Source organism: Vibrio sp. Vb1729 (assembly GCF_033338655.1).
In the GTDB taxonomy this organism is placed as follows: Bacteria; Pseudomonadota; Gammaproteobacteria; order Enterobacterales; family Vibrionaceae; genus Vibrio; species Vibrio alginolyticus.
The window spans coordinates 1-16,766 of record NZ_JAWOTB010000044.1; the positions used below are offsets into that span (position 1 = coordinate 1).

Annotated in this window: 18 protein-coding genes; 9 read left to right on the forward strand and 9 right to left on the reverse strand. The window is 44.7% G+C overall.

Translation table 11 applies throughout. The features are described from left to right. The coding region (locus R7E29_RS16755; protein WP_213885287.1) for an integrase core domain-containing protein at nt 1–106 on the forward strand (106 nt) is incomplete at its 5' end. A gap of 51 nt (nt 107–157) precedes the next feature. On the opposite strand, the gene R7E29_RS16760 is transcribed toward R7E29_RS16755, so the two are convergent. Together R7E29_RS16760 and R7E29_RS16765 are read right to left on the reverse strand one after the other, a co-directional pair. After that, a complete protein-coding gene (locus R7E29_RS16760; RefSeq protein ID WP_054576891.1) occupies nt 158–2,197 on the reverse strand; it encodes a cache domain-containing protein in 2,040 nt (679 codons plus the stop codon). Further along, complete coding sequence (locus R7E29_RS16765; RefSeq protein ID WP_017820677.1) at nt 2,187–3,638, reverse strand: sigma-54-dependent transcriptional regulator; 1,452 nt, start codon at nt 3,636–3,638, stop codon at nt 2,187–2,189. Before R7E29_RS16765 ends, R7E29_RS16760 begins: the two co-directional genes overlap by 11 nt. Before the next feature lie 334 nt (nt 3,639–3,972). Between R7E29_RS16765 and R7E29_RS16770 the strand changes: the two genes are divergently transcribed. The 6 genes from R7E29_RS16770 to R7E29_RS16795 all read left to right on the forward strand — a co-directional run bounded on the left by R7E29_RS16770 (nt 3,973) and on the right by R7E29_RS16795 (nt 8,947). After that, entirely contained in the window at nt 3,973–4,791 is an 819-nt protein-coding gene (locus tag R7E29_RS16770) for a substrate-binding domain-containing protein (RefSeq protein WP_005389522.1), read from the forward strand. A 6-nt stretch (nt 4,792–4,797) separates the two neighbouring features. Beyond that, complete coding sequence (locus tag R7E29_RS16775) at nt 4,798–5,496, forward strand: ABC transporter permease (RefSeq protein WP_005389524.1); 699 nt, start codon at nt 4,798–4,800, stop codon at nt 5,494–5,496. 50 nt (nt 5,497–5,546) lie between these two features. Beyond that, nucleotides 5,547–6,266: an energy-coupling factor ABC transporter ATP-binding protein gene (locus tag R7E29_RS16780; protein WP_017634914.1), complete on the forward strand. Its 720-nt coding sequence runs from the start codon at nt 5,547–5,549 to the stop codon at nt 6,264–6,266. Further along, on the forward strand, nt 6,244–6,831 hold the full coding sequence (mobA, locus tag R7E29_RS16785) for a molybdenum cofactor guanylyltransferase MobA (protein ID WP_005377572.1): 588 nt from the start codon (nt 6,244–6,246) through the stop codon (nt 6,829–6,831). The genes R7E29_RS16780 and mobA overlap by 23 nt, the downstream gene beginning before the upstream one ends. Next, the gene (locus R7E29_RS16790) at nt 6,828–8,606 is read left to right on the forward strand and encodes a bifunctional molybdopterin-guanine dinucleotide biosynthesis adaptor protein MobB/molybdopterin molybdotransferase MoeA (RefSeq protein WP_054576892.1); all 1,779 of its coding nucleotides are present in this window, start codon (nt 6,828–6,830) and stop codon (nt 8,604–8,606) included. Before mobA ends, R7E29_RS16790 begins: the two co-directional genes overlap by 4 nt. A gap of 74 nt (nt 8,607–8,680) precedes the next feature. Continuing rightward, nucleotides 8,681–8,947 carry a DUF2960 domain-containing protein gene (locus tag R7E29_RS16795; protein WP_005377584.1) on the forward strand — a complete coding sequence of 89 codons (267 nt, stop codon included), beginning with the start codon at nt 8,681–8,683 and terminating at the stop codon, nt 8,945–8,947. A 203-nt stretch (nt 8,948–9,150) separates the two neighbouring features. Here the strand turns inward: R7E29_RS16795 and nagK are convergent, their stop codons facing one another. Together nagK and R7E29_RS16805 are read right to left on the reverse strand one after the other, a co-directional pair. After that, a complete protein-coding gene (nagK, locus tag R7E29_RS16800) occupies nt 9,151–10,059 on the reverse strand; it encodes an N-acetylglucosamine kinase (protein ID WP_054576893.1) in 909 nt (302 codons plus the stop codon). A gap of 174 nt (nt 10,060–10,233) precedes the next feature. Further along, nucleotides 10,234–10,983 carry a tRNA-uridine aminocarboxypropyltransferase gene (locus R7E29_RS16805; protein WP_054576894.1) on the reverse strand — a complete coding sequence of 250 codons (750 nt, stop codon included), beginning with the start codon at nt 10,981–10,983 and terminating at the stop codon, nt 10,234–10,236. Nucleotides 10,984–11,117: 134 nt separating this feature from the next. On the opposite strand from R7E29_RS16805, the gene R7E29_RS16810 reads away from it, so the two are divergent. Beyond that, nucleotides 11,118–11,939 carry a sterol desaturase family protein gene (locus R7E29_RS16810; RefSeq protein ID WP_411912750.1) on the forward strand — a complete coding sequence of 274 codons (822 nt, stop codon included), beginning with the start codon at nt 11,118–11,120 and terminating at the stop codon, nt 11,937–11,939. Between the two features lie 103 nt (nt 11,940–12,042). On the opposite strand, the gene R7E29_RS16815 is transcribed toward R7E29_RS16810, so the two are convergent. The 4 genes from R7E29_RS16815 to R7E29_RS16830 all read right to left on the reverse strand — a co-directional run bounded on the left by R7E29_RS16815 (nt 12,043) and on the right by R7E29_RS16830 (nt 15,614). Next, a complete protein-coding gene (locus tag R7E29_RS16815; RefSeq protein ID WP_005389537.1) occupies nt 12,043–12,261 on the reverse strand; it encodes a hypothetical protein in 219 nt (72 codons plus the stop codon). Between the two features lie 48 nt (nt 12,262–12,309). Continuing rightward, nucleotides 12,310–12,690 (reverse strand): hypothetical protein, encoded by a 381-nt coding sequence (locus R7E29_RS16820; RefSeq protein ID WP_005377611.1) that lies wholly within the window; start codon nt 12,688–12,690, stop codon nt 12,310–12,312. Between the two features lie 211 nt (nt 12,691–12,901). Then, nucleotides 12,902–13,315, reverse strand: a complete 414-nt coding sequence (locus tag R7E29_RS16825) for an NUDIX hydrolase (RefSeq protein ID WP_005389540.1) — start codon at nt 13,313–13,315, stop codon at nt 12,902–12,904. A gap of 280 nt (nt 13,316–13,595) precedes the next feature. Beyond that, nucleotides 13,596–15,614 (reverse strand): methyl-accepting chemotaxis protein, encoded by a 2,019-nt coding sequence (locus tag R7E29_RS16830; protein ID WP_054576895.1) that lies wholly within the window; start codon nt 15,612–15,614, stop codon nt 13,596–13,598. A 134-nt stretch (nt 15,615–15,748) separates the two neighbouring features. On the opposite strand from R7E29_RS16830, the gene R7E29_RS16835 reads away from it, so the two are divergent. Beyond that, a complete protein-coding gene (locus R7E29_RS16835) occupies nt 15,749–16,243 on the forward strand; it encodes an NlpC/P60 family protein (RefSeq protein WP_005377619.1) in 495 nt (164 codons plus the stop codon). 44 nt (nt 16,244–16,287) lie between these two features. On the opposite strand, the gene R7E29_RS16840 is transcribed toward R7E29_RS16835, so the two are convergent. Next, complete coding sequence (locus R7E29_RS16840; RefSeq protein ID WP_005377620.1) at nt 16,288–16,632, reverse strand: DUF3802 family protein; 345 nt, start codon at nt 16,630–16,632, stop codon at nt 16,288–16,290. Nucleotides 16,633–16,766 lie beyond the last annotated feature (134 nt).

A 16,766-nucleotide genomic window follows, 5' to 3' on the forward strand; every position in this document is an offset into this window, starting at 1 on the left:
AGAAGCAAGGACGATGGTAGCAGAGTCCGTAGATATCTATAATCAAATGAGGCCTCATACGGCTTTAAAATACAAAACGCCCGATGAAGTACATCGAGCGTTTTAGTTAAAAAGTGTCAACCCATATCAGGACGGGTCAAATACTTCAAAAAAGTGACTAAGCGATGTTCGTCACCTCTAGGATCAGTTCGGCTTTTTTAGGTAAATAAATACTGAATTTACTGCCTTTTCCCCATTCAGACTCTGCTTTTAACTCACCACCCGTTTGGCTGAGAATACTTTGGGAGACCGATAGCCCTAACCCTGTGCCTTCTCGTTTAGTTGTGTAAAATGGCGAGAAGATTCGACTCAAGTTTTCTGGTTTAATACCGCAGCCCTCATCGATAACATGAATCGCGGCTCCTTTCACTTCGCCCTCTTCAATCCAGTCTTCACTGACTACTGTTAAAGTTCCTTTACCGCTCATTGCGTGAATGGCGTTCATTTGCAAATTAACTAAGATTTGTAGCAAGTGGTGACGGTTTATCTCAACGGACGTATGCGCTTGTAGGTCAGTCACAAACTCAACGTCGCGTTTCTTGGTGCCAGTTTTAACCAAGGTGATGCTTTCATCAATGATAGGATTGACATGTTGCCAAGTGATTTCATCTTGAACACCGCCTTGGCGACTGTATTGCAATAAACTGCGTGTGATATTGCGGATACGATCAATTTGTGCGTGAATCGCATCAATTTCTTCTTGTACTCGACTTGCATCGTCACCCAATTCAAAATGGATCAATTCTACGTTGCCAAGAATCACGGCGGTTGGGTTATTAATTTCGTGAGCAATCCCCGCGGTGAGTTCTCCCAATGCTGCCAGTTTTTCATGAACAACGAGTTTGTCGCGGGTTTGGTTGAGCAATTGAATATGCAGCTCAAGATCTTGGGTTTTTTCTCTCAGGCTTGCCGTACGCTCTTGAACTTTGCATTCAAGTTGAGCTGCGGAGTTTTTCAGTTCAATTTTGCGCTCTTCTAGCGCGTCTAACATATCATCAAACTGTCTGGCTAACTGCGCAAGTTCATGATCGCCATCTAATCCTAACGGGCCAATCCGTTTTTCTTTACCTTGTTGGACCTGCTTCACCACTTTATGAATGCGTTCGATCGGTCGAAACAGATCATAAGAACCGCGATATACCATCACGCCGGAAACCAGCAATAACATAACCGTAATCAAGCTGATTTCGGCAATGTTCGTCATGTAGGCTTTAACGAATGGCCACATTAGGTAACCGGTATAAAGCATACCAATGACGTTGTCGTATTGGTCTTTGATCGGTTGATACGCCGTAATATACCAAGCGTCATACACATATGCTCGGTCAACCCACTGTTCACCCTTCGAAAGTACTTGGTTATACACTTCTGCGCTCACGCGAGTGCCTATGGCGCGCCCTAGTCTATGATCGCTGTCTAGAGGAACGTTGGTGCTCACACGCAAATCATCGAGAAATACCGTCAACGTACCCACAGGGCGAAGGCGGTCATTATCACTTAAGTATATGAGATCGCGGATTTGATCCACCAGCACTGTACTATTGTTAAGGAGCAAACCACCATCCAGAAAGCCGATCAAATCGTTCTCTTGGCTGTATACCGGAATCACGGTTCGACTGACTAACCCACGCGCCTCCCTGTCACCATCAGCAAGAATAGGCACTTCTGCTCGTTTGGCGAGTTCAGGATCGAGGCGTTCGAGTTCTTCTTTATTGAGTACATCAAAAAACGATTCGCGCTTGGTGAGATCCATAAAGCGGAATTTGTTTTCCATGGAATTAACGCGTTGGAAAGAGAGAAAATCTAAAGCATATCTTTTCTTCTGCTCTGTGACCCACTTTTGCAGGTCACCTTGTGGCGTTCCTTGATTAATGCGAATACGGAAATCGTACGAATCGGCAAACGCCCGCACGTAATTGGCTTGCTTTTGCTGTAACAACGTTACGCTGTTATTTGCAACACCAAGACGTTCCGAGACATCAAGCAGCGCATTTTGCCACGTGTAATGAATAGACCAATAAATGGTAATGCCGATCAGAGCTAACAATGTGAGGAAAATCGGCGCAGAGGTTAAGAATAACAAGCGATAACGCACCATGGTTTTAAAACGGTGCGTCCATTTTGACAATCCTTTGTACTGTGGGCCGTTAGTCGGCATATTCCTCATCCTCAGAATCCCATTCTTTGTATTTACGTTCTAAGGTCTTGCGAGCTACGCCCAAGTCACGAGCAGCAGCAGACTTATTGCCTTCATGCAAGTTAACGACTTGTTTAATATGTGCTTTCTCGACTTCTTTTAACGTCCAGCTGTTTGGATAGCCTTCGCCAGTAAATTCTTTGCCTTCTCTAAAGGTTGGTAACTCAGCAGAGTGAGAAACAGTAATCGATACATTAGGCAGTGAATGCCCGCCATTCAGCTCTCGCCAATAGTGTGCAGGTGGTTTGCCAAGCAAGATACAACGCTCAATCAAGTTTTTCAGCTCACGAATGTTTCCCGGCCAATCGTACTCACTCATGGCTTCCATGTCCTCGTGCGCCCATTTGGGCGCAGGCATACCGAGCTCGCGCGTCAGCATGTTGCTGAAAAATGGCACCAACTCAAATAAGTCGGTTTTGCGCTCTCGCAGCGGACACACTTCAATTTTCAGAACGTTTAAACGGTAATAGAGGTCACTGCGGAAATTACCTTGATTGACCTCTTCTTGCAGGTTTCGGTTGGTTGCCGCTACGATACGGACATCAATACTGATCTCTCTTTCTGAACCGACAGGGCGAATCGTACGCTGCTCCAAAACGCGTAACAGCGACGCTTGCATTGCAAGTGGCATTTCCCCAATTTCATCGAGGAACAAGGTGCCGCCATTTGCTACGCGGAACAAACCTTCACGAGATTTTTTCGCACCGGTAAACGCGCCCGATGTATGACCAAATAACTCACTTTCAAGTAGCTCAGGTGCAATCGCGCCGCAGTTGATTGGCACAAACGGGCCCGTTCGCCCACTCGCCTGGTGGATACCTCGTGCAACTAGTTCTTTCCCCGTACCCGACTCACCTTCCACCAAAACAGAAGCGCGTGATGGTGCAAATTGGTTAATAAGTTGCTTAAGCAGACGCGTTTTTTCTGAGCCGCCGATGATCTCTGAGGTATTGTGACGTTGGTAATCGCGTGTCATGGCGTATTGCATGCGTTCGTTCAAACGGCGATCCATACAGCGACTGACCGCTTTTAACATCTGCTCAAGGTTGAATGGTTTGAGGATAAAGTCGGAAGCACCGAGCTGTAGCGCTCGAATGGCAATTTCTAAATCCGCATAACCCGTCATAAAAATCACATCGGCACGTTTGTCATCATCTTCAAACGCTTCTTCCCACTCAATTCCAGAACGCCCTGGCAGATTAATATCCAGTAAGATCAGATCATAATGTCGAGAATTACGCAGTTGTTCTGCTTCTTCGATGCTACCAGCTGTATCGACATGTGAAAAAAGCTTACCCAATGCCTTTTTCAAGATGGCTTGCATGCCTAATTCATCATCGACGACCAGTACGGAAAAGGCGCTATATTGTTGGTTTGTACTAAGATGGGATTGAGTAGACATATTTACCCCAGATGGATTTCGATGGGACAGAGTGTACCAAGTTTAAACAGAGATACCCTACAAAAAGTGCGACATTTTGTACCAACGCAAACTTTTATGCAAATAACCCCATGATTTAGTGCATAAACCAAGCACTTTAAGCTTGTAAAAGGTTGGCATCTTGTTTGCTATAAGGTGGATACGGAGCGCATTTAAGTGATCTCAGGATGTTGATGTTTGCTTATTCCAACACCCTAAGACAACTTGCGTATTACGCTAATCGCTCTCGTCCAAAAAGGCTTCTCCCTAAAACCTGGAGAGATTCCAAAGAATCATTGGAAAGGAACACATAAAAATGAAAAAAATTGCGCTAACTCTGGCTGCAACGTCTATCACGCTTGTAAGTTACTCTGCGTTTTCTGCTCAAGACGGAGAACATGTTCGCCTTGCAACCACAACCAGTACTTACCATTCAGGTTTACTTGATTACCTGCTTCCACAATTTGAAAAAGACACGGGCTACAAAGTCGATGTTATTGCTGCAGGTACGGGTAAAGCCTTAAAAATGGGCGAAAACGGTGACGTAGATTTGGTGATGACACATGCACCAAAAGCTGAAGGCGCATTTGTTGAGAAAGGCTACGGCGTTTTACCTCGCAAGCTAATGTACAACGACTTTGTGATTGTAGGCCCGAAAGCTGACCCAGCAACAATCAAAAATGACGAAGGCGTCTTAGATGTATTCAAAGAGATCGCAAACAAAAACGCAACGTTCATCTCTCGCGGCGATGATTCTGGTACGCACAAAAAAGAAATGGGCTTCTGGGCTCAAACTAAAATCGAACCGAACTTTGGTGGCTACCGTAGCGTAGGTCAAGGTATGGGCCCAACTCTAAACATGGCGTCTGAAATGCAAGGCTACACCATGACGGACCGCGGCACATGGCTGGCTTACCAAAACAAATTGGATCTAGAAATTCTGTTCCAAGGCGATGAAAAACTGTTTAACCCGTACCAAGTTATTCTTGTTAACCCTGAGCGTTACCCAACGATCAACTATCAAGGTGCGAAGGCATTCAGTGATTGGTTGGTAAACCCTCGCGGACAGGAACTTATCAATGGTTTCCGCCTAAACGGTAAACAACTGTTTGTTGCGAATGCTGAGAGCAAATAACGCAATATGAATCTTGCTGATACAACACTGGAAGCGCTTCGCTTACTGGTGAATTTTGATGCAGACCTATGGGAGATCGTTGCGGTCTCCTTTAGTGTTTCTATCACGGCAATATCCCTAGTGGTATTGCCGGCTATTTTGATGTCCTTTGTACTGGCGTATACCGACTTTCGCGGTAAATGGTTTTTGTTGTCGATCGTAAATACGCTGCAAGCGGTCCCTACCGTGGTGATTGGCCTGTTGCTGTACATGTTGCTGTCGCGTGCTGGCCCTTGGGGAGACTGGCAAATGCTGTTCACTCAGAAGGCAATGATCTTCGGCCAAATGGTGATCTGCTTCCCTGTTTTGGTATCGATGATGCATGGTGCATTACAATCTAGCGACCGTCGTGCAGTGGAAACTGCCATCACGCTGGGCGTCTCCATTCCGCGCTTGGCAGCTACGATGATTTGGGAAACCCGCTTTCCTCTACTTGCGGCTATCATTGCAGGGTTTTCACGTATCGTGACCGAGGTGGGCTGCTCAATGATGGTTGGTGGTAACATTATGGGCGTGACGCGAAATATTCCCACGGCTATCGCAATGGAAAGCAGTAAAGGTGCTTTTGCGCAAGGAGTTGCATTAGGAATTGTATTACTATCTTTAGCGTTGGCTCTAAACTTCTTCTTATCAAGTATGAGAGGCAAAGGCTACCTCAGAACATAGAACATGAAGCAAACAAACGACTCACCATTAACCCCATGTCGAGGCGAATTATGACTATAAAAATCACCGCCGAACAGTTATCCATGCGCTTTAAAGAGCGTGTGCTTTTCCACATCCCTGAGTTAGCCATCGGCCCAAATGATGCCATTTATCTCAAGGGTGACAATGGTGTGGGCAAAACTACCCTACTCAAAATCCTTGCTGGCTTGCTCAAACCCTCTACTGGCGATGTTGTTGCGCCAAAAGATACGTGGCTGAAAAAACTGACGCGTCGCAATGGTCGTGTCGATGTGATTTATCTCCATCAATCCCCTTACCTTTTTGACGGCACTGTATATGAAAACGTAGTCTATGGAGTGAAATATCAACAAGACACGCAAAAAGATAAGCGAGCTCAAGTTATTCACGCGCTGCGCATGGTAGGTTTAGAAACCTTAGCGGACGAACATATTTCCGTGTTGTCCGGCGGTGAAAAACAGCGCGTTGCCATGGCAAGGGCTTGGATCTTAAAGCCGTCGATTTTATTGATGGATGAGCCAAGTGCGTCTTTAGACCAAGAATCCATTGAACGATTGGTGGTGATGGCGAAAGATCTTTTGGATCGTGGTTCCAGTATCGTGGTGACAAGCCATCAGGCCAACGCACTGACCGACTTATGTAAAAAACAGTGGTGGATTAAAGACAAGACTTTGATAGAGTCTCCTCTGTTGTATGTCATACCAAAAGAAACATCCCAAGAGAATGCATATGCTTCAACCAACACAAACTAGTTGGGTCATTTTGGCTGGTGGCCAAGCCAGCCGTATGGGTGGAAAAGATAAAGGTCTGATTGAGTTAAATCAGAAACCACTCATCGAACACGTTATTGAACGTTTATCTCCACAAACTCCACGCATTTTAATTAATGCCAACAGAAACCAAGATGCGTACAGCAAATTTGGTTTCGTATTTAGTGATCAATTCAAAGATTTCCCTGGGCCTATGGGCGGTATTCACGCGGGTTTGATGCATGCTGAAACTGACTGGGTCGGATTTGTACCTTGCGATAGTCCACAAATTAACACCGACCTTGTCGAGCGTTTCTGCCAGTTCGTCAAAGAAGACAGCGATATTTTGGTCGCGCATGATGGTGACCATCAGCAACCTGTTTTTACGCTCTACCACAAGCGCGTACTGCCAAAACTCACCGCGTTTTTAGAACGTGGCGACCGCAAAATCATTCTGCTCTACAAAGAGTGCAACACCAGTTACGTTGACTTTAGCGACTCACCAAACTGTTTCGTCAACTTGAACACTCCGGAAGAACTGGCGCAATTTGGACAATTAGAATCATGAAATACACGCTAAACATTCCTATTCTTGGTTTTGCAGCTTATTCAGGCACAGGCAAAACCACGCTACTTGAAGCCCTATTGCCAAAGCTGACTGAAGCAGGTTTACGCATTGGCATGCTAAAACATGCGCACCACAACTTCGATGTCGATAAGCCGGGTAAAGACAGCTACCGTTTACGCAAAGCTGGCGCATCTCAAATGCTGATTGCTTCTCGCAACCGTTTTGCGTTAATGACAGAAACGCCAGAAGCCGAAGCGGAGTTTGAATACCTATTAACACGTTTTGATGAAGACATGCTTGATGTGGTTTTGGTCGAAGGCTGCAAAAACATCGCGTTTCCTAAAATCGAATTGCACCGTGAAGAAGTCGGCAAGCCTTGGCTTTATCCAAACGATGAAAACATCATCGCTATCGCTTCAGACACTGCGGGGTTAGATTCTGAGCTCCCTCAAATGAACATCAATGATTTGGATGCCATCGCTCAATTTGTTCTTCAATACGTTCAAGATGCAAAAGCACCAAAATCTAAAGAGAAAGACGCCGCATGTTGCGACACACTTTCTCCTGCTTTCCTTTCTGTGGTTCAAGGCCAAGAGAAAATCCTTTCTTTGGTGAACGCGGTTTCGGAAATAGAAGCATGCAGGATTGAAAACGCCTATGGCCGCGTTCTTGCGGAACATATCGTTTCACCAGTAAATGTGCCGCAATACACCAACTCCGCGATGGACGGTTATGCCATCCGCAGTGATGATGTTGACCGTGATAGCTACCAAGTGGTTGCTGAAGTGATGGCGGGCCATGCTTACGATCAGCCTCTGGAAGTTGGTCAAGCAGTTAAGATCATGACTGGCGCACCAACACCACGTAACGGCGATACAGTGGTCATGCGTGAGCAAGCCATTCAAGAAGGTGACAGGGTCACTTTTAACGGTGCGAATATCAAAGCAGGCCAAAACGTTCGTCAAGCAGGTGAAGATCTCGCTATCGGCAGTGACGTCTTTACCGCAGGCACTCGCCTCGCCTCTCCAGAAATGGGCATGATCGCTTCGCTTGGCTTTGGTGAAGCGAATGTATTCCGAAAATTGAAAGTTGCCGTGTTCTCCACCGGTGACGAAGTACAAGCGCCGGGAACAGAGCAAAAAGCGAATTCTATCTACGATTCCAACCGTTTTACCATCATGGGCATGCTTGAAAAGTTCGGCTGCGAGATCTTGGACTTCGGTATTCTGGAAGACAACGAACAGTTAATGATTGAAGCATTGGAAAACGCATCGGCGCAAGCGGACGTGGTTATGACTTCTGGTGGCGTATCCGTTGGTGATGCGGATTACATCAAACTTGCCTTGGATAAACTTGGTCAAATCGATTTTTGGCGAATCAACATGCGTCCGGGACGTCCATTAGCGTTTGGTCAAATCAACAACAAGCCGTTCTTTGGTCTGCCGGGCAACCCTGTGGCAGTGATGGTTTCATTCATCAACTTTGTTGAGCCTGCACTGCGTAAGATGCAAGGCGAACAAGGCTGGAAGCCTCTGAAAGTGAATGCCATCGCGACTGAAAACCTTCGCTCTCGACAAGGTCGTACCGAGTTTAGCCGTGGCGTCTATGAACTGGATGCAACTGGCCGTTTAACCGTTCGTACAACAGGCAAGCAAGGCTCTGGTATTTTGCGCTCAATGAGTGAGGCAAACTGTTTGATCGAAATCTCCCCAGCTATTGATACAGTAAAAGCGGGAGAAAGCGTGACAATTATCCCACTTCAAGGCAAAATCTAGCTCAAACTAGAAATTCAAAGGTCAGCGAGTCTGGCCTTTTTGTTTAATACAGAAACCTTTTCAGAGAGACAGCTATGGCTCGCACCATTCTTTACACTTACAAAGACCAAGACAAAGAACTGACATTCTCATACCAGCAACACCGCAACATTCAAGAAGCAGTTGCCGAGGCAGAAGGTATCGATATCACTGAGTTCCTAAAGATGGAGCAACAAATCGAAGCAGTGTCTGACACTAAAGCGGTGCGCAACTACCGCGACAACTACTTCAGAAAATTAGGCTTTAGTAAAATCACCCTAGCTCAAAAAGAAAACCTAGGCGTAGGCAAAAAGAACAAATAAGCTTAGCTGTAAACAGAAAACTCGCGATTCGTCGCGAGTTTTTTATGCATGCTATTTTTTGTTCGTGCTCTATACCCAAGCATATAGAAGTTACTTGGGTATATAAGTTACTTCGATATACAAGTAAAAGCCCCGTTTTACCTTGATGGTCTAAACGGGGCTTTAAATTTCTTCTTACTTTGTATCGAGTAAGGTTTCAGTCACTACTTGATGTTTAAGAACGCAGCGCCGCGTACACCACCTGAATCACCGTGTTTTGCTTTGATGATCTTAGGACACTTAGCTACAGACAATAAGTGTTTAGGGATGCGTTTTGGCATCTCTTCGTAAATCAATTCGAAGTTAGATAAGCCTCCACCAAGTACAACGGTGTGTGGGTCTGTTGCAGTAAACAGGTTTGCAAAGCAGATTGCTAGCAGCTCCATAAAGCGCTCGACGTGCTCTACTGCTTTCTCTTCACCCTCTGCGTGCGCTTTAATAATGTCGATCGCTTTCTTCTCTTCGCCGTAGTAATGCGCGTAAAGAAGCTCGAAACCACGACCAGATAGGTAACTATCTAAACAGCCTTTGTTGCCACAGCCACAGCCAAGTAATGGTGCGTTTTCGCCCAGGTGGAACCATGCGTCGATAGGAAGACGTGTGTGACCCAACTCACCCGCTACGTGGTTGCGGCCAGAGAATACTTTACCTTCGTAGATAAAGCCACCGCCAAAACCAGTACCAAGGATCAAACCTAGTACAGATGGTTCATCTTGAAGATCTTCGTCCCACGCTTCAGAAAGCGCGAAACAGTTTGCATCGTTTTCAATTTTTACGCTGCGACCGATTTTAGCTTCCAGATCAGCACGAAGTGGTTTGCCTTTTGCCGCAGGAACGTTAACTGTTAGTACCGTTGCATCATCGGCGTCTTCCATACCTGGCAAGCCAAGACCAATCGTACCTTCGCAGCCAAACTCTGTATCGTATTTATTCACCAATTCCGCAATGGTATCAACCAGCAGCTCGTAGTTGTCTGTTGGTGTAGGTACACGTTCCGTCGCTACACGCTCAAGCTTCTCGTTAAATGCACCAAATTCAATTTTAGTGCCACCGACATCAAAGCCGTAATACATGTATTTCTCTCCTAAAAAATGCTTCAAACGACTCTCAAAATGGCTAGAGTCAAAAGTACAAACTGATGGCATTATCCATATCTGTACGCCTGCAAACCGTGACCGAATGCAGATTTATCCCCTCACCGAAGCCAGTTGAACAACATACCATCAACAAAAGCTCATTCCTTAGAGTCAGCTCTCGGTTTTCATCCACTCTTTGAAACGTTTCAAGTGAGGCTGGTTAGGGTCGTTTTTGACTCGAGTCTTGCTCAGCATGTAAGTTTCTCTGAAGGCTTCAAACCACAATTGAAGGCATTCCGCAGCTTTAGGCTCACCAGCTTGTTTTAAAACTAATGTCGCGACTTCGGCGGTTGAAAGATGCTGCTCATTCTCGGAGCGGCGCATGATGTATTCAGACAGAGATTCCGGCTCAATGGAAAGCACAGGCAAAGATTTAAGAAAATCAGAACGACGGAATATCTTTCGTGCCTCACGCCAGCTACCATCAATAAAGATCAGCAACCATTTTTTGTTCTCGACATCTTCTTTTACCAATCGCCCTGGCTCTAGATCTTCAATTAAACGAGAGGGATCATCCACATAGTCTGCAGGAAATACAATCACCGGTTGGTAACTGTCATCCTGTAGTAGCGCGAGCATCTCTTCAGACGGTTCTGTTCGGTTCCATTGATACACGTAAGTCTCTTGAATCGTATCAGCGATTAGACGACCGGTATTACTTGGCTTAAACACTTCGTTTTCAGAAACAATCAACATACATGCAATATTGGCCTTGATGTTTGGCTGAAGGTTGCACAAACAGTGTTGCTCAGAAACCTGGCAATATTGGCAACGAACCACTTTACATCCACGCGCGTTGAAAGGCTTGGTTGAGATAGATTGTCGGTACTGATATAAACGGTGGAAAGCGTGAATTCTCATGGTAAGTAATGCCAAGTAAAAAGTAGAGCGCGATTCTACTGATATTATGGTTTCGCCTCAAGATAAGCCCATCAGCAGTGTGTTGAAATAATTTCACTCTTATCTCGGTCATAGATAAAGAAATAAATAAGGGAATGACAGTGACAGACACGACATTTCAAGAACCCTCATGGCTCAGATTAGGCTTTTTCCTTGGCGTATTATTGCTTTGTGCCATTTGGGAAAACAAATTGCCTAGAAAAACACTGACCGCTTCGCGCAGGTTTCGCTGGGTCAATAACTTGTCATTGGTCGCTTTTAACAGCCTAGTTATTGCTTTAATCATGCCTATCGCCGCCTTTCAAGCTGCGGTCATAGCTCAGGAGCAACAATGGGGGCTGCTCAATATTCTGTCCCTCCCCGCTTGGTTAAATATTTTTCTAACCGTCATTTTGCTTGATTTCGTCATTTACGCTCAGCATGTTGTCTTTCATCATGTAAAGCCGCTGTGGAAGATTCACCGAATGCATCACGCCGATCTCGACATAGACGTCACTACAGGCGCACGCTTTCATCCCTTCGAAATAATCATTTCAATGGGAGTAAAAATTGCAGCCGTGTTTATCTTAGGTGTTTCACCTATCGGAATTGTGGTATTTGAAATTGTGCTTAATGCGAGCGCGATGTTTAATCACAGTAATGCAAAACTGGCTTTATCCATAGACCAAAAACTGCGAAACGTCATCGTTACACCAGACATGCATCGCGTGCACCATTCAGTGATAGTAAAAGAGACCCACTCAAACTTTGGTTTTTTCCTTTCAGTTTGGGATCGCTTTTTTGGGACATACCGAGCTCAGCCTAAGTTGGGTCATGATGATGTTGTTATTGGTGTGCCGGAAATTAGAGACGAAGAAGAGCAAAGATTAGATAAGCTTTTAACGCAGCCCTTTCGCTACAATAAAGAGAAGAAGTAATGGTTGAAAAAATATTGTTGGATGAAGTATGTCAACAAAACGAATAGACCAAGCCTAAACCCCTGTTAAACACTACTTCATCCTCATGATGTGTAAGAACAGATTAGTTTTCTGCTAGCTGACGCTTTTTGTTTAACTGAGTAATACCAACAAATAAACCAACAACACCAAGCACTGCACATGCCAAAGCATTGGTGTTCATTACTTGCTGTGCCTCTATTGAGCTGTATAGAAAAGCAAGGCTGAAGAAAGTGGTGGCAAAGCTCAAACCTGTCAGTACGCTGAAACCAGCAAAACTGGCCAAGTCTTTAAAATCGTTCATAACGAGTCCCTGTTTACAATCCTTAATCGAGTGTTGTGAAAATAATAATTAACGAAATATTTGGCGCGATTGACTATGTTTTCGCGCATTCCATAACCAGATAGATACCCCAAATGAGAACCCTAAAAACAGTGTCTTCATTTGTAGGGCGACGTTGTTATCTAATATTTCTAATGTATAGTGAGCGTGGGAACTAAAGATAACATTGGTTATAAGAATCAATAACATAACGACTAGGCCAGAGCGGCGATGCTTGACCAATAGATACGCTGCTAATAAGTCCAATAGTCCCAAAGCGCTCCAATACATATTCAACCAGCGTGGCGCAAAATCGTAAGGTAAAAAGCCACCAACAATGTTGTCATAAAGATGAACCACTCCGCCAACTGTCATAAAAAGGCATAAGAGAAACACGACGAATTTATCCATTACCGTTTCCTTATCTGAATGAATGAGCAAAGCATATAGAAGTCACTTAAACATTTGTAATCTCATCGCCATTTTTGAGATCGACAGTGCCATTATCAACACGATGAGAACAGTAACGGCTGCTCTACCTTCTTTATTTGCTTCTAGTAGAAGCATAGTGTTTGCTGTGGCGTTTCGCCCAAATCCGCCAATGCAATGACAAAATCCTCCTTTAAATCACGCCTTGGTTTATCAACTCTCGTACCTTTTCCAGCCCGCGCTGAAACACAGTATGTGCATTCGCGGGAAGGCCGCTCTCGACATCGTGCCAGAAGAACGCAAAATCATGTCCGCCATCGTCTTGCGTATGAAACAGCCATGAATTAGCGAGGCCAGCACACTCACACAAAACAAAATGCCATACTTGATTTTGAAAGCCACTGTCCCATGAGCATAAATATCGTGCGGAACGAACATGTGTGATACCAGACTCCTCAGCGAGCTCCCGCTTGGCTGCTATGATGTAACTTTCATCAAACACTTCAACAGTGCCCTTGACGAGCTGAACACCCGCCAACGGATGTTTAAAAAGTAGGATCTCTTGATTTTGATTACGTAGAACGACGGGGCAAACTTTATCGATCACAAAACCACTCCTTATGCTTCAAGCAAAAGGCTTTAGCTTTCTCTGGATATAAAGAAATCGCATGAAGCTGCATGATTCATTCCTTTGAATTCTAGCGACATTCTAGTCAACGAGTCCCTCGAACAAAGCATTAACATCACGTTGTGATAACTAAACCCTTTAGAAATGAACGAGATGAGATGTAACTCACTTTTGCAATGCAAATAGGAGCCATTAAATGAGTAGCCGTAACAAAAAAGCAGAACCGAGGTTCTGCTTTTAGTCGGTGGAAACATCTCATTTACTTAGTCTGATGAAGCTCATACTTGTGCAGCATTGCTTGCTGGTGCCCGGCAATTTCCGCCACTTGCTCAGAACTCTCAACCATAGACTCAAGCTGCAGCTTTGTGCGTTCGCCAAGATCAGAAATATGCGTGATGGATTGAGATACATCTGCCGTCGCTCGTTCTTGTTCTTCTGTAGCAACTGAGATTTGCTCAACACGTTCTTGAATGTGCTTAACCGCGAGGTTGATATCAGAAAATGTCGATTTCACTTCATTGCTGGACTGTAGCGCGTGGGTCATTTCTTCTCTTGAATCATTAACTGCTTGGCGCGAACGCTCTGCGGCAGTAATAAGCTCGCTCATCATTTCTCGGATGTTCGTAGTTTGTTGAGAGGTATCACTTGCAAGTTTGCGAACTTCATCAGCGACAACCGCAAATCCACGCCCTTGCTCACCAGCACGGGCAGCCTCTATTGCCGCGTTGAGAGCAAGTAAGTTGGTGTTGTCCGCGATCCCACTGATCATATCGACCATTTCACGAATCTGTTTTACACGCTGGTCTAGCTCTAACATTGACTGTTCATTTACATCCAAAGAGCTTTCTAATGACTCCAAACGTTCGCGGTTTTGTTCCACGACTTGAACCCCTTTTTCAGTGTGTTGGGTTGCAAGGAGCGAGTCCTGTGAAGATGCATTTGTCACCATTGCTATTTCACGAATAGAGGCTTCAAGCTGCGTTATGGTCGTGATCATACTCGACAACGCTTCATTTTGTGTTGCCAACCCATCACTTGTTTGTTCGGCTGCACTGTGACTTACTTCTGCCGTCTGATAAAGCGTTTCACAATTGCGCGTCACCGTTTGAATGGAGTCATGTGTGGAATCGATTACTTGATTCAACTTTCGTGCTACTTCTTTCAGCTCATAGGGGCCAACTTCTTCTGCCTTGTCACGAAAATCATGTTCGGTAAGTGCTGAAAGACGCGTTAGTACATTCCTTAACCCTCGGTTTGTCCATGACTTGAGACTAAACCAAGTAACAAGAATAATAAAAGAAATCACACACGCCGCAAACACGAGCACAACGCTCACCGATTCAATGGTCTCGTTGACCACCCGCTCCTTTTCATCGATCAACTGACCAGCGGTTTGGGAGATTTGATCAAGTAACCGCATGGTTTCATCCGCAAGCATCGAAGCCTGTTTAAACTCTGAACGTTGCAATTCCCCTTGTTCTAGTTTGGCGAGGATCAAACGCAGCACGCCCTTTTCACTAAAGCCTTGTTTCACCATCTCATATGGTGCGGTTAAGCTTGCATATTCACTTACTTCAGGATGGAAAGATTGGAAGTCTTCATAGGCGAGTTTAATACCTGCTATGCGATTTCGCATTTCTCGGTATTCTTTTTCGGCTTTGTTTAATTCTGAGTGCATCATCATGACTAAGAACGTACTTTCCATTGAGCTTGCAGAAGCAATGAAACGGTTAGCGGCATCGCTCGACTCAGGATTATCAGCACTAAGGAACGAACTGATTCGATTCATTTCCGGGCCGATAGAGCTAAGCCCATAGCGAAAACCACCAACAGCGGCATCAATATCCATTTGAATTTGTATCACCGAAGATTGCTTCAACAAAATGGACTGCGTGATGTTATGTAAACGCGCTAGTTTGGTGTCTAACTCCTCCGAGAGTTGCTGAGCTACACCAGACGCTTTCACAACCAAAGTTGTGCTTTGAGTTGCAAGAGAGTCGATTTGCTCTTTTACGAGAGGCAACTCTTTCGGCTCAGTAATCTGCATACCATGGTTGAGTAGCTTAACCATCTCCAATACATTCCTGGTTAACTTTGCGTTTGCCATCGCGATTGGTAATGCTTTTTGCGACAAGTCTTCAAATTGTTCCCCTACCTGTTCCATTCCTTTGAAACTTGAGACAGAAAGGGCTATAACAAGAGCAATGATAGTTAAAAATGTTGCACTGACAGCCTGAATCAGTGAAAGTGATGTGCGTGAGCATTTTCGCTTTGCCATAATCAATTTTTATTCTTTCTTAAGGTTGAATCGGTTCTGCAGTGATTCCGTCACATTTGTGAGACAAAACCGTGATTTGCAGCCCATACTATGGATTGGTTATGACACTAATATTTCAGTTGTGAGTCATAGAGATGACAGGTGGTGATTTGCGTCGAGTATATTTTCCTTTGATAATCAGTGTGCTACTAAGCGCCTGCTCTTCTGGGCCTGAGCCTAGTGAGCAAGCTCAAGTGACAGCACCTACAAATCAGCTATTGTCGGACAACCCCGACTTGTTCGAGTTTTACACAGAGTGGCACGGCACGCCTTATCGCTTAGGCGGGACACAGAAATCTGGAATTGATTGCTCAGCATTTGTACAAAAAGCGTTTATTGAGGCTTATCAGCTCTCGTTACCAAGGACAACGAGGCAGCAATCAACGCAAGGTGTGGAGTTAAGTTGGACGGATGCCAAGCAAGGGGATCTAGTGTTTTTTAAAACAAGACGTACAACTTATCATGTCGGAATTTACTTGGGTAACAAGCAGTTCATGCATGCATCGACGTCTAGAGGTGTGATTATTTCAAGAATCGACAACCCATACTGGGCATCTAAGTTTTGGCAAATAAGAAGAGTTACAATGTAACTCTTCTTACTCTTAACCGGACATTACTGTAAGTTAAAACAATATCAGTCGTAAGTCGCAACAGCATTATCGAACAGATTTTTGACCAGAGCGATGTATTCATCAAGGAACGTGATCTGTTCATTGGTCGCTTTTTTATGCCATACCCCAGCCAATATCTCACCAAGATCTTCAACAACTGCATCAGCCTCTTTCAACAATTTGAAACGTACGCTCGAGTGAAGTTCTGGATTTTGCTCAAAAATCGCCATGATGTTTGAAGCCACCATATCGGTGACAACATCTTCGATGCTTTCGGATCCAGTGTCGCCAATTTCGGTCGTAAAAATATCTAGATTTAGAGACAAGTGCTCGATAAGAGCGAGATATCCATCGGTTTCTAAAACCACTGTTTTTCTCCGTTTATTGCAAGCCTTCGAAGCTGAAAGCAGAATAGTTTCAATAGTAAGACATGCCGAGAAAATTTCATTAACTTATTTCATATTAACAAACATTCACGAACCAACTGGATGATTTTCAAACA

Excerpts from the sequence above, each read along its gene's own strand:
- R7E29_RS16765 (WP_017820677.1), bottom strand. The coding sequence starts at position 3,638 with ATGTCTACTCAATCCCATCTTAGTACAAACCAACAATATAGCGCCTTT.
- R7E29_RS16770 (WP_005389522.1), top strand. The coding sequence starts at position 3,973 with ATGAAAAAAATTGCGCTAACTCTGGCTGCAACGTCTATCACGCTTGTA.
- R7E29_RS16775 (WP_005389524.1), top strand. The coding sequence starts at position 4,798 with ATGAATCTTGCTGATACAACACTGGAAGCGCTTCGCTTACTGGTGAAT.
- R7E29_RS16820 (WP_005377611.1), bottom strand. The coding sequence starts at position 12,690 with ATGGATAAATTCGTCGTGTTTCTCTTATGCCTTTTTATGACAGTTGGC.
- R7E29_RS16780 (WP_017634914.1), top strand. The coding sequence starts at position 5,547 with ATGACTATAAAAATCACCGCCGAACAGTTATCCATGCGCTTTAAAGAG.
- R7E29_RS16815 (WP_005389537.1), bottom strand. The coding sequence starts at position 12,261 with ATGAACGATTTTAAAGACTTGGCCAGTTTTGCTGGTTTCAGCGTACTG.
- R7E29_RS16805 (WP_054576894.1), bottom strand. The coding sequence starts at position 10,983 with ATGAGAATTCACGCTTTCCACCGTTTATATCAGTACCGACAATCTATC.
- R7E29_RS16810 (WP_411912750.1), top strand. The coding sequence starts at position 11,118 with ATGACAGTGACAGACACGACATTTCAAGAACCCTCATGGCTCAGATTA.
- R7E29_RS16830 (WP_054576895.1), bottom strand. The coding sequence starts at position 15,614 with ATGGCAAAGCGAAAATGCTCACGCACATCACTTTCACTGATTCAGGCT.
- nagK (WP_054576893.1), bottom strand. The coding sequence starts at position 10,059 with ATGTATTACGGCTTTGATGTCGGTGGCACTAAAATTGAATTTGGTGCA.
- R7E29_RS16760 (WP_054576891.1), bottom strand. The coding sequence starts at position 2,197 with ATGCCGACTAACGGCCCACAGTACAAAGGATTGTCAAAATGGACGCAC.
- R7E29_RS16795 (WP_005377584.1), top strand. The coding sequence starts at position 8,681 with ATGGCTCGCACCATTCTTTACACTTACAAAGACCAAGACAAAGAACTG.
- R7E29_RS16790 (WP_054576892.1), top strand. The coding sequence starts at position 6,828 with ATGAAATACACGCTAAACATTCCTATTCTTGGTTTTGCAGCTTATTCA.
- R7E29_RS16835 (WP_005377619.1), top strand. The coding sequence starts at position 15,749 with ATGACAGGTGGTGATTTGCGTCGAGTATATTTTCCTTTGATAATCAGT.
- mobA (WP_005377572.1), top strand. The coding sequence starts at position 6,244 with ATGCTTCAACCAACACAAACTAGTTGGGTCATTTTGGCTGGTGGCCAA.